General features: G+C 48.8%; 9 protein-coding genes. 6 read left to right on the forward strand and 3 right to left on the reverse strand.

The features are described from left to right. Positions 1–148 precede the first annotated feature (148 nt). Both serC and gyrA read right to left on the reverse strand, forming a co-directional pair. Positions 149–1,231 carry a 3-phosphoserine/phosphohydroxythreonine transaminase gene (gene serC / locus BZG75_RS00160; protein ID WP_077575840.1) on the reverse strand — a complete coding sequence of 361 codons (1,083 nt, stop codon included), beginning with the start codon at positions 1,229–1,231 and terminating at the stop codon, positions 149–151. 264 nt (positions 1,232–1,495) lie between these two features. Further along, positions 1,496–4,174, reverse strand: coding sequence for a DNA topoisomerase (ATP-hydrolyzing) subunit A (gyrA, locus tag BZG75_RS00165; RefSeq protein ID WP_077575841.1), 2,679 nt, complete (start codon positions 4,172–4,174; stop codon positions 1,496–1,498). A 310-nt stretch (positions 4,175–4,484) separates the two neighbouring features. Between gyrA and ubiG the strand changes: the two genes are divergently transcribed. The 5 genes from ubiG to yfaE all read left to right on the forward strand — a co-directional run bounded on the left by ubiG (position 4,485) and on the right by yfaE (position 10,035). After that, entirely contained in the window at positions 4,485–5,195 is a 711-nt protein-coding gene (ubiG, locus tag BZG75_RS00170) for a bifunctional 2-polyprenyl-6-hydroxyphenol methylase/3-demethylubiquinol 3-O-methyltransferase UbiG (protein ID WP_077575842.1), read from the forward strand. A gap of 25 nt (positions 5,196–5,220) precedes the next feature. Further along, a complete protein-coding gene (gene gph, locus BZG75_RS00175; protein ID WP_077575843.1) occupies positions 5,221–5,877 on the forward strand; it encodes a phosphoglycolate phosphatase in 657 nt (218 codons plus the stop codon). A gap of 395 nt (positions 5,878–6,272) precedes the next feature. Next, positions 6,273–8,561 carry a class 1a ribonucleoside-diphosphate reductase subunit alpha gene (nrdA, locus tag BZG75_RS00180; protein ID WP_077575844.1) on the forward strand — a complete coding sequence of 763 codons (2,289 nt, stop codon included), beginning with the start codon at positions 6,273–6,275 and terminating at the stop codon, positions 8,559–8,561. Positions 8,562–8,614: 53 nt separating this feature from the next. Continuing rightward, positions 8,615–9,748 carry a class Ia ribonucleoside-diphosphate reductase subunit beta gene (nrdB, locus tag BZG75_RS00185; RefSeq protein WP_021022399.1) on the forward strand — a complete coding sequence of 378 codons (1,134 nt, stop codon included), beginning with the start codon at positions 8,615–8,617 and terminating at the stop codon, positions 9,746–9,748. Next, positions 9,745–10,035, forward strand: coding sequence for a class I ribonucleotide reductase maintenance protein YfaE (gene yfaE, locus BZG75_RS00190; protein WP_077575845.1), 291 nt, complete (start codon positions 9,745–9,747; stop codon positions 10,033–10,035). Before nrdB ends, yfaE begins: the two co-directional genes overlap by 4 nt. Before the next feature lie 47 nt (positions 10,036–10,082). Here yfaE and BZG75_RS00195 read toward each other — a convergent pair whose 3' ends face one another. Continuing rightward, a complete protein-coding gene (locus BZG75_RS00195; protein ID WP_242413559.1) occupies positions 10,083–11,336 on the reverse strand; it encodes a CinA family nicotinamide mononucleotide deamidase-related protein in 1,254 nt (417 codons plus the stop codon). Between the two features lie 225 nt (positions 11,337–11,561). Between BZG75_RS00195 and tyrP the strand changes: the two genes are divergently transcribed. Next, a complete protein-coding gene (gene tyrP, locus BZG75_RS00200; RefSeq protein ID WP_021022402.1) occupies positions 11,562–12,734 on the forward strand; it encodes a tyrosine transporter TyrP in 1,173 nt (390 codons plus the stop codon). The last annotated feature ends 29 nt before the right edge of the window (positions 12,735–12,763 follow it).

Consider the following 12,763-nt stretch of genomic DNA (forward strand, 5'->3'; position numbering starts at 1 on the left):
TATCCGTGATGCTTAGTGTCTCCAGAGTAACCAAAATACAAGCGGTCTCACAATTATTATTTTTATCAAAGTGTCGAGAAGGGAAATAAAAAGACCGCTTTCACGACAAAAGCGGTCTTTTCGATAAATCTCACCTGGACACGTTGAATCAGCCGTGCGTTTTCTCAAACTCATGCATAAAGTCCACGAGGGCTTGCACCCCTTCTAGTGGCATCGCGTTATAAATAGACGCTCGCATCCCACCCACGTCACGGTGGCCTTTGAGTGCATGTAGGCCTTGCGCTGTCGCTTCCGCGAGGAAGGTTTCATCCAGCTCACTATTGGCCAGTTGAAACGGCACATTCATCAATGATCGGTTGTCAGGATGAATCTGGTTCCGGTACAAGCTTGACTGGTCGATGGCATCGTATAGCAACGCCGCTTTTTGTTGGTTACGCGCGTACACCGCTTCAATACCACCTTGTTGTTTTAACCACTTAAACACTTCAGCCGCAAGATACCAGCCAAAGGTCGGTGGTGTGTTAAACATGGAGTCTTTATCGGCCAATACTTTGTAATTGAGCACACTTGGCAATACATCTTTTGCCAAGCCCAGTAAGTCATCACGCACGATAACCAGTGTGAGTCCAGCAGGGCCAATATTCTTCTGTGCACCCGCATAAATAACACCATATTGAGACACGTCGATCGGACGTGACAAAATGGTCGATGACATGTCGGCGACAATCGGCTTATGGGTGTCGGGCAGATCGTTAATTTCAATGCCATCAATGGTTTCATTCGGGCAAAAATGCACATACGCAGCGTCACTACTGAGCAACCAATCTTTGGCTGGCGAGATAGCTCGCTTACCGTCACGCTCGCGTCGAACGTTAATTACATTCGGTGTGCAATAGCGCTTTGCTTCTTTGACGGCACTCTCGGCCCAATAACCGCCATCAACGTAATCAGCAATGGTATGATTGCCCATGAGGTTCATGGGTACTGCGGCAAATTGCGCACGTGCGCCACCTTGGCAAAATAGAATGTGATAATTCTCTGGAATAACCAGCAGTTCTCGCAGATCCTGCTCAGACTGGCGAGCTAAAGATAAAAATGCCTCACTGCGATGCGAAACTTCCATTACTGACGTGCCAAGGCCTTGCCAGTTCATGAATTCTTTTTGGGCTTTAAGCATGACCTCACGCGGCAGCATCGCCGGGCCAGCTGAAAAGTTATAGACGTTATCCATGTTGGGGAGGGGCTCCTGCTTTTTGTCATCTCCCGCGTCCGTTGGACGGCAAGACTACTCGTTGTTTTAAAAAGACGTTTTAAGCCGTTCGTTTTAAAAGGCGTGTAATTGATTTAACACGTTTCACGCACATTTTGAAGGCACCAAGGCACATTCCACCCTGATTTCTTGGCACGCCTGGATATTTTTAGCGCTACCCAATCAATAGGCAATAAAAAAGGGCGCAGTTCACTGCACCCTTTTTAATCTTACACCGAGTCACGATTAGGTGTTTGAATCCTCATCCGGCGCTGGCGCGTCGTCTTGATCATCATTCACCGTGGGTGAAGCATCCTCGTCCGACGTGTCGACACCCTCTGATTTATGGGTTGCAGCAGCTTCATTCGCTAGCGCTTCCATTTCTTCTTCATCAGGCTCTTCAATGCGCTGTAGGCCAACCACTTTCTCGTCATCGCTGACGCGGATCAGACGAACACCTTGGGTATTTCGACCCACTTGGCTCACTTCTTCGGCGCGAGTACGTACCAGTGTGCCCGCATTGGTGATCATCATCAGCTCGTCGCCTTCACACACCTGAATGGCACTCACGACATCACCGTTACGCTCGGAGACTTTGATCGATACCACCCCTTTGGTTGCACGACTCTTGGTCGGATATTCATCCAAAGCAGTGCGTTTACCAAAGCCGTTTTCGGTGACGGTTAGGATCTCAGCGCCGGCTTGCGGGATAATCAGCGAGACAACTTGGTCATTCTCGGCCAATCGAATACCTCGCACCCCTGCAGCGGTACGACCCATTGCACGCACGGTGTCATTTGAGGCGACAAACCGCACGACTTTACCGAATTGCGAGAACAGCATGACTTCGCTGCTATCGTCGGTGAGCTGCGCGCCAATCAGGCTATCGTTGTCACGTAAGTTGACCGCAATAATACCGGCGCTACGTGGGCGACTAAAGTCGGTCAACGGCGTTTTCTTCACCGTGCCGTGTGCGGTTGCCATAAAGACATACTTGTCTTCCTCGTACTCACGCACCGGTAGAATAGCGGTAATTCGCTCACCGTCTTCAAGCGGGAGTAAGTTAACAATCGGCTTACCACGGGCATTACGTGACGCATGCGGCAATTGATACACTTTCAGCCAGTACATGCGGCCACGGGTGGAGAAGCATAAGATGGTGTCGTGGGTGTTTGCCACCAATAGACGCTCGATGAAGTCTTCATCTTTCATGCGCGTCGCCGATTTGCCTTTACCGCCACGACGTTGCGCGTCATAGTCACTCAACGCTTGGTACTTGACGTACCCGTCGTGTGACCACGTCACTACCACATCTTCTTGGTTGATCAGATCTTCGATATCAATGTCGGCACTTGCCGCAGTGATCTCAGTTAGACGTTTATCACCATAGCTATCACGCACCGCTTCCAGCTCTTCACGGATGACCTCCATCAAGCGCTCAGTGCTCGCTAAGATGTGTAATAGCTCGGCGATTTGCTCTAGAAGCCCTTTGTACTCGTCTAAGATCTTTTCGTGCTCAAGCCCAGTAAGCTTGTGCAAACGCAGATCCAAGATCGCTTGCGCTTGTTGCTCAGTGAGATAGTAAGACCCATCGTCGCGGGCACCAAATTCTGCCGCGAGCCACTCAGGACGGGCATTTTCGCCCCCAACCGCTTCAAGCATCGCCGATACGCCACCGAGTTTCCAACCTTGGTCTTGTAACTCTTGCTTGGCAACAGCAGGTGTTGGTGCTTGACGAATCAGTTCAATCACTTCATCGATGTTAGCAAGCGCGACCGCGAGCCCTTCCAGGATATGGGCACGATCGCGCGCTTTACGTAATTCGTAAACCGTTCGACGTGTGACCACTTCACGACGGTGATTGACAAAGCATTTCAACATTTCTTTCAAGTTGAAAAGCTTCGGCTGGTTGTTGTCCAGCGCCACCATGTTGATACCGAACGATGTCTGCAATTGCGTTTGCGCGTAAAGGTTGTTTAGAACCACTTCCGCAACCGCATCGCGGCGACATTCGATGACAATCCGCATGCCGTCTTTATCCGACTCATCACGCAGTGCAGAAATACCATCGATTTTTTTGTCTTTTACCAACTCGGCGATTTTTTCAATCAAACGCGCTTTGTTGACTTGGTAAGGGATCTCGTTAACAACGATGGTCTCTTTACCATTTTTTTCTGTTTCGATATCCGCTTTGGCACGTAAGTAAACTTTACCACGGCCCGTTTTATAAGCGTCTTCAATCCCTTTACGGCCATTGATCATTGCCGCGGTTGGAAAGTCAGGGCCTGGGATGTAGTCCATCAACTCGTCGATGGTAATATCTTCGTTATCGATGTAAGCCAGACAACCATTAACCACTTCGGTTAAGTTGTGAGGTGGGATGTTGGTTGCCATCCCGACCGCAATCCCTGACCCACCGTTGACGAGCAGGTTAGGTACGCGTGTTGGCAACACATCCGGGATTTGTTCGGTGCCATCGTAGTTTGGCACATAATCCACGGTTTCTTTATCAAGATCGGCGAGCAGTTCATGGGCAATTTTTGCCATGCGCACTTCGGTGTAACGCATCGCCGCCGCAGAATCGCCGTCAATAGAACCGAAGTTACCTTGACCATCTACCAACCTGTAGCGTAGCGAGAATGACTGCGCCATTCGCACAATGGTGTCGTAAACCGCACTATCACCGTGTGGGTGATACTTACCGATCACATCACCGACCACACGGGCCGATTTCTTATATGGCTTGTTCCAGTCGTTGCCTAGTACGTTCATCGCGAATAATACGCGGCGGTGTACTGGCTTTAGGCCATCACGCACGTCAGGAAGAGCTCGGCCAACAATGACGGACATTGCATAGTCGAGGTATGAGCTTTTCAGCTCCTCTTCGATATTGACTGGCGTGATCTCTTTAGCAAGATCGCTCATGGAGCCAACATCCCTCAAAATAATGTTTGCGTATTCAAATACGTGACTACGGAGAATAACACAAAGCCTTCTACGAGACACGTGAATATGGCCAAGATGTATCACGGATCTCGTTAGTAGACGCTCTGAGCGCGTCTATACGGATAAAAACCCACCACTTCCGTATCTGGCTATGCATTTTTAAGAATATAAGCCCACAAGGTGTCTGAGCGCGCTGGCCTGATGTATCACGTCGCGCTGATAAATAGGCTTCTTTTTATCGTGTTGGATTTCGCTATAATGCAGCAAAACCGATAAGGAAGCTGTAGTTATGACTCAGGTATCAAATGTCGATCCGGCAGAAATTCAAAAGTTTGAAGACATGGCATCACGTTGGTGGGATTTAGAGGGTGAGTTTAAGCCTCTACACCAAATCAATCCTCTGCGTCTTGACTATGTGATGGCCAAAGCCGGTGGACTATTTGGTAAGAAGGTGCTCGATGTCGGCTGCGGTGGCGGGATCCTTGCAGAAAGCATGGCGCAAGAAGGCGCCGACGTCACCGGCTTAGATATGGGTAAAGAGCCACTCACCGTTGCCCGACTCCACGCGCTTGAAGCGGGCGTCGATGTTCAATACATCCAATCAACAGCCGAAGAACACGCCAGTAACTTTGTTCAGCAATACGATGTAGTGACATGTATGGAGATGCTGGAGCATGTCCCTGAGCCCGCCTCTGTCATTCACGCCTGTGCCCAAATGGTTAAACCGGGTGGCCATGTCTTTTTCTCAACCTTAAATCGCAATACAAAATCCTGGCTATTTGCGATTGTCGGTGCCGAGCACATTCTGAAGTTAGTCCCGAAAGGCACCCACGAGCATCATAAATTTATTCGGCCCTCAGAGCTGATGACGATGATTGATAACACCTCGCTCAATGCCCAAGATATGACTGGGTTGCACTATAATCCGATTTTCGACACCTATAAGTTGTCGAACGCCAATGTCGATGTGAATTATCTCGTTCATACTCAGGCCCCCTAACCGACTGAAAAGGAAGCACGCTAGCATGACTCCGTCGACCGTCCTCTTTGATCTTGATGGCACCCTGCTCGATACTGCGCCCGATATGGGTGAAGCTGCGAATCGTGTTTTAGCCGAATTTGACCTGCCGCCTTTGACCGCGGAGCAAATATACACCCACACCAGTTTTGGGGCGCGAGGGCTGCTCACGGCCGGATTTGGCGAGCGAGCAAAACATCAAGATCCTATCGCCTTACGTGCGCGCTTTCTTTATCATTATGGCCAAGCGATTTGCCAAGGGACGCAGGTGTATCCAGGTATTGATGCACTGCTGGATAAGTTGGCGCATTTAGCGATGCGTTGGGGCATTGTGACCAATAAGCCTGAAGGGCTCACTCATCAGTTACTCGACCACTTTCCGCGTCTGCAAGCGGCACAAGTGATTGTGGGTGCCGATACTTATGCGCACGCTAAGCCGCATCCATTACCTCTTTTAAAAGCGGCCAAAACGCTTGATTGTGCGCCAGAGTGCTGCTTCTACGTCGGAGATATCGAAAATGATACTCGGGCGGCTCATGCAGCGAATATGAAGTCGATTGTTGCTGGCTGGGGATATGTGGGTGATCCGGCGCTAATTAGCAATTGGGAAGCAGATCATATTTTTACCACACCAACACAGCTTAGCGCCTTTCTTGGATCCTAGTCACACCCCACATTTTGTGGGGTTTGCTGGCTTTTCAATCAGTTAAAACCGATCACTGATCATGACTAAGATCAACCAAAATAATTTTTTTTTATTGCTAGTTTTTGCCTTTCAGTGATTGAAATTTTCATTAATCTTGGCGGCCTTGAGCCAGTAGGTTGGTAGTTACTAACTTTAAGGATAACATCCCCAAGATATCCACACCCTAAGGCCGTCAGATTGGCTTGCAAAAGTGCGCCTATATCACTATCTTGTAACCGACTTACACGCCGACCCCTATATATAGTGTAWGAACGACGCAACGTCCGCATAGAGGCCGACCAAAAAATCATCAGCATTTTATAAGAACTTGCAAAAAGAGCAGTTTGGCAAGGAAATATTGGGAAAGCATACAAATGAACCAAGAAATTACTGTATTAAAGCGTGATGGACGCAAAGAAAAGTTAAACCTCGACAAAATCCATCGCGTTGTGACTTGGGCTGCCGAAGGCCTCTCAAACGTTTCCGTTTCTCTGGTTGAGATGCGCTCTCACATCCAGTTTTACGATGGCATGCGCACTGAAGATATCCRCGAGACAATCATCAAAGCCGCTGCCGACCTTATCTCTGAAGAAAGCCCGGATTATCAATATCTCGCGGCGCGTTTGGCTGTCTTCCATTTACGTAAAAAAGCCTATGGCCAATTCGAGCCACCTAAGCTGGTTGATCATGTAAAAGGCATGGTTGAGAAAGGCAAATACGATAAACACATTTTGGAAGACTACAGCCTCGAAGAGCTCGAGACCCTGGATGGCTATCTCGATCACTGGCGTGATATGAACTTCTCGTATGCGGCCGTCAAACAGCTGGAAGGTAAATACCTGGTACAAAACCGTGTCACCGGTGAGATTTACGAGAGCGCGCAGTTCTTGTACATGATGGTCGCTGCCTGTTTGTTTGCCTCTTATCCCAAAGAAACGCGTCTTGACTATATTCGCCGCTTCTACAATGCCGCGTCGCAGTTTAAAATTTCGCTGCCAACGCCGATTATGTCAGGCGTACGGACACCAACACGCCAGTTTAGCTCTTGCGTGCTGATTGAGTGTGACGACAGCTTGGATTCAATCAATGCGACCTCCAGTGCGATTGTTCGCTACGTGTCACAGCGCGCAGGGATTGGCATTAACGCAGGCCGCATTCGTGCACTGGGTAGCCCTATTCGTGGCGGTGAAGCATTCCACACCGGCTGTATTCCTTTTTATAAGTATTTCCAAACCGCGGTGAAATGTTGCTCACAGGGTGGCGTACGTGGTGGTGCAGCGACTTTGTTCTACCCGATGTGGCACCGTGAAGTTGAATCGCTACTGGTATTGAAGAATAACCGAGGCGTCGAAGAGAACCGTGTCCGCCATATGGACTACGGGGTACAAATTAACAAGCTGATGTACACCCGTTTGCTTAAAGGTGGCAACATTTCGTTGTTCTCACCATCAGATGTGCCAGGGCTCTATGACGCATTCTTTGAAAACCAAGAAGAATTTGAGCGTCTGTATACCCAGTACGAAGCAGATGAATCAATCCAGCGTGAAACCGTTAAAGCCGTGGATTTGTTCTCACTGATGATGCAAGAGCGTGCGTCAACAGGCCGTATTTACATTCAAAATGTGGACCATTGCAATACGCATAGCCCGTTTGACCCATCTGTTGCGCCGATTCGTCAGTCGAACCTGTGTCTGGAGATTGCCCTCCCCACTAAGCCACTGAATAATGTTGAAGACGAGAACGGTGAAATTGCACTGTGTACCCTCTCGGCCTTTAACCTGGGTGCGCTTGAATCACTCGATGAGTTGGGTGAGCTAGCTGAATTGACCATTCGTGCACTGGATGCGTTGTTGGATTACCAAGACTATCCATTGCCCGCCGCACGTAAAGCGACCATGAACCGTCGTACGCTCGGTGTGGGTGTCATTAACTTCGCATACCACCTGGCTAAACATGGCGTGCGTTATTCGGATGGCAGTGCGAATGGCCTCACGCATCGTACCTTTGAAGCCATCCAATACCACTTATTGCGTGCATCGGTAGAGCTGGCGAAAGAGAAAGGCGCGTGTCCAGCCTTTAATGAAACCACCTATGCACAGGGCATTCTCCCTATTGATACGTATAAAAAAGATTTAGACGCGATTTGCGACGAACCGCTTCATCTGGATTGGGAAACCCTACGTAAGGATATTCAAACCCATGGTTTGCGTAACTCGACCCTGACAGCGCTGATGCCGTCTGAGACGTCTTCGCAAATCTCAAATGCCACCAATGGCATTGAGCCACCTCGTGGTTTTGTCTCGGTCAAAGCATCAAAAGATGGCATCTTGAAGCAGGTGGTACCGGAGTATGATAAATATAAAAATAACTACGAACTGCTCTGGAACATTGGTAGCAATGAGGGTTACTTACAGTTAGTGGGTATCATGCAAAAATTCGTTGACCAAGCGATTTCTGCCAACACCAATTATGATCCGAGCCGACATGCAAGCGGTAAAGTTCCTATGAACCAACTGCTTAAAGATCTGCTCACAGCTTATAAATTAGGGGTAAAAACCCTGTATTATCACAACACCCGTGATGGCGCGACGGACGGTCAATCCGACTCAAGCGCGGCACAAGCTGCCGATGATGATTGTGCCGGCGGCGCATGTAAGATCTAACACAATATGCGAAGGGCCCCACCCGGGCCCTTTTCTAGAGGTTAATAAGATTCATGGCTTACAGTACGTTTTCTAAAATTAACAACGATCCGCTTAAAGAACCGATGTTCTTGGGCCAATCGGTCAACGTTGCCCGTTATGACCAGCAAAAATATGAGATTTTTGAAAAGCTGATCGAAAAGCAGCTGTCTTTCTTTTGGCGCCCAGAAGAAGTCGATGTATCAAGCGACCGTATTGACTACAACAAGCTACCTGAACATGAAAAGCATATTTTCATCAGTAACTTGAAGTATCAAACATTATTGGATTCTATCCAAGGTCGTAGCCCAAATGTGGCATTGCTTCCATTGGTGTCCATTCCGGAGCTAGAGACCTGGATTGAAACGTGGAGTTTCTCAGAAACCATTCATTCGCGCTCTTACACGCATATCATTCGTAATATTGTCGCTGATCCAGCGGTTGTCTTTGACGACATTGTAATGAATGAACACATTCAAAAGCGCGCCGAAGATATTGCGCAGTATTACGACGATCTTATTCAACTAAGCAACTACTATCATCAGCTTGGTGAAGGCACACACACCATTAACGGTCATACCGTCACCGTGAGCTTGCGTGCCCTAAAACGTCAGTTGTATTTGTGTTTAATGTCAGTGAATGCACTTGAAGCGATTCGCTTCTACGTCAGCTTTGCCTGTTCGTTTGCGTTTGCCGAGCGCGAATTAATGGAAGGTAACGCCAAGATCATTAAATTTATCGCGCGTGACGAAGCGCTGCACCTGACCGGCACACAACATATGCTCAATATTCTGCGGAGCGGTCAGGACGATCCTGAAATGGCTGAGATCGCAAAAGAATGCGAGCAAGAATGCTTTGATCTGTTTAAAAAAGCCGCCGAGCAAGAGAAGGATTGGGCCGAGTATCTATTCCGTGATGGCTCCATGATTGGGTTGAACAAAGACATCTTGTGTCAATACGTGGAATACATTACCAACCTGCGTATGTCCGCTGTTGGCCTCGCCCCCGCGTACGACGATGCAACCCAAAACCCCATTCCTTGGATTAATGCATGGTTGTCATCAGATAACGTGCAAGTTGCCCCACAAGAAGCGGAGATTAGCTCCTACTTGGTTGGACAGATCGACAATGAAGTCAGCGTTGAAGACTTCGGTGATTTTGAACTATGACCCGTATCACTATCGATGTGAATGGCGTGGAGGTGGGTGGCAACACCCACCAAAACTTGCTTGAACAGCTCGAAAATGCTGGCATTCAGCCTGAATATCAGTGCCGAAGTGGTCTGTGTGGTGCGTGTCGCTGTAAACTTAATCAAGGGTCGGTCACTCAACACGATGCCATGGCTTTCGTGATGCCCGGGGAAATCCTTGCCTGCCAAAGTGCCCCACAAACTAACGTCTCAATTGTCTTTGACTACCAACCGGCATGCATGAAAAAACAAGTGAACGAGGCGTGACCGACAGTCACCGCCTCGTGGCGTGTTCTTCTTTTCTGTACCCTTCTCTACGCCAGCGTCTGTGCATCGATAAAAATGTCGTCGTGGCGAGTTAAGGATGCATAATCCGCAATAACGGCTTCACCACTAAGATAACGCCGTAGCATGTCTAATAAGACCGTCGCCATGTAACAACGTGCATCGTCATTTGAAAGGTGTCGCTTAAAACTAAGCCGCTGCCCCCATTCACCTTCTGGGGTAGAAATCGCCACACATATCTGGCCGTGAAGCTCAGGCCCGCAGGCAAGTCCGATTTGACGCTGTCCTGGCGACGTCGTCGCACTTGCCATTGCTAATGACGCGGCTAAGGGATTAGCGACCGCTTGCTCTGGCACATGCGCATTCGACATTACCCAACCCTGCTCAACCAGATGTGCCGCCTGACCGTTTAACGTGCTCGCCAGCCAACCACCAGTGAATTGTTCCGCAACTTTTAACACTACACCATGGTGATTAATATCCGCAGCCAATGCCGCCGTCATCGGCTCAGAAAAGGACACGACATAGTCCGCAAGACGATGCCGTAACGCGTCCAGAACCGCATCTTTTTCAACATGATCCGCTTCGATGAACAACTTAACTTCAATAAACGGCAAGCTGGAGCGATACCCGAGTGTTGCACTATTGGGAAGCACTAACGATGCCATCACATCGCTGATCCCCGACTCTGATAGCCCAAATGTAAATAAACGGTAACACGATCGCGCTTTGGCTGGGTAATTATGTAACAACTCAGGAAGAATTTGCTGTTCAACCATTGAGAAAAACTCAGAAGGCACTCCGGGCGTAAAGTAAAAGTGACATCCGTTGAGCTGACAGTGAAAGCCACAAGCAGTGCCTTTGGGGTTATCAATTAACCTTGCGCCTTCTGGCAGCATCGCCTGCTTGAGGTTACTTTGGGCCATCGGCCGGCCTCGACGCTCAAACCGCTGTTTTAACTCGTCTAACCACGCTTCATTGAGGGTTAACTCTACTCCCATCGCAGCAGCCATGGCCGCCGTGGTTAAATCATCCGTGGTCGGTCCTAATCCGCCATTTACGATCACGACCTCTTCCGTTTGTGACAGGCGTACAAGCTCAATCGCCATATCATCAAGTTCATCGCCGATAGTCACACGACGAGACATCGCCAGCCCGTTTTCAAATAATACTCTTGAAAGCCAAGCGGCGTTGGTATCGGTAATATCACCCAGCAATACCTCTTCACCTGTCGAGAGCATTGCGATCCGTGGCAATGAGGTTTCATGTTGTTGTTTGTCCACCTTGCCGCTCCTTGTTGTCGCGATCATCCGACCTTGATTATGACATTAGACGGCACAATGCACTACCCCACCCTTATCGTACACTTTATTTTACAACACCGTACCTGTAACATTACACAAAGCCGTTTTTTTATCTGTCTAGACGATGCACAATACGAATAAATTCAGGTTATCTTTTGTGCGAACACAATAATTAACTATTTATTAACATTGGTTAAACATAATATGAATAAAGTACTCGGAAGTTCGCTCATTATTGCGGGCACAACCATTGGCGCCGGTATGCTGGCGTTGCCTCTTGCCTCTGCCGGCATCGGGTTTGGCGCATCGATGGCACTCATGGGTGCGATGTGGGCCTTAATGACCTACACCGCCTTACTGATGTTAGAAGTGCATCAGTTCGCAGAGGCCGACGCGACATTGCACAGTTTAGCGAAACAGTTTTTGGGGAATAAAGGAAAATGGCTGGCGTCGTTTGCGATGCTCTTTTTATTCTACTCACTTTGTGCCGCATATATTGCAGGCGGGGGCAGCCAATTAAATGAAAAGCTGGCGCAATGGTCGGCCATTGAGCTACCACCTGCGGCAGGCGCCGTTTTATTTACGCTGGTTTTCGGTCTTGTGGTGACATTGGGCACCAGTAAAGTGGATTTAATTAACCGCGGGTTATTCACCATTAAGTTATTATTTTTAATCTTGGCCTTAACCCTACTGACGCCTCATGTCTCTAGCATTAACTTAGTCGAAATGCCCGTTGAACGAGGTTTGCTGGTTGCCGCGTTACCGGTCATTTTCACGTCTTTTGGCTTCCACGGCAGTATTCCTTCTATTGTGCGATACGTCGGGATCGACTTACCTTCGCTAAGAAAGGTCATGATTGTTGGCTCAACCCTTCCGTTGGCCTTGTATATCTTTTGGCAAGTAGCCAGCCTCGGTACGGTGGCACAGTCTACCTTGGTACAAAACGGTGAACTGTCCCAGTTTGTGGCAATTATCCAATCAGTGGTTCAACAAGACTATATTGCTTCAAGCATCTCACTGTTCGCCGATTTAGCACTAGCTACGTCTTTTCTCGGCGTCAGTTTAGGCTTGTTTGACTTTATCTCCGACAGCTTTAACCGCCAAGATAGCGTGCGTGGGCGCTTACAAACAGCGGCTATTACCTACCTCCCACCGTTGGTCTTTGCGCTGTATTATCCGCAGGGTTTTATCACAGCGTTAGGATACGCCGCGATCGCACTCGTCATTCTTGCCGTGGTACTCCCGGTTTTGATGGTGCGTAAGGCACGCCAGACGGTCTCAACTGACGAGCACTATCAAGTCATTGGCGGTAATCTTGGATTGAGCCTGGCAATGGTCGGCGGTATCACGGTTGTCGCAGCGCAATTTATCGGATAACACACCGAGGGCCGACCTTGATTCACACC

The organism is Salinivibrio sp. AR640, from assembly GCF_001995405.1.
In the GTDB taxonomy this organism is placed as follows: Bacteria; Pseudomonadota; Gammaproteobacteria; order Enterobacterales; family Vibrionaceae; genus Salinivibrio; species Salinivibrio costicola.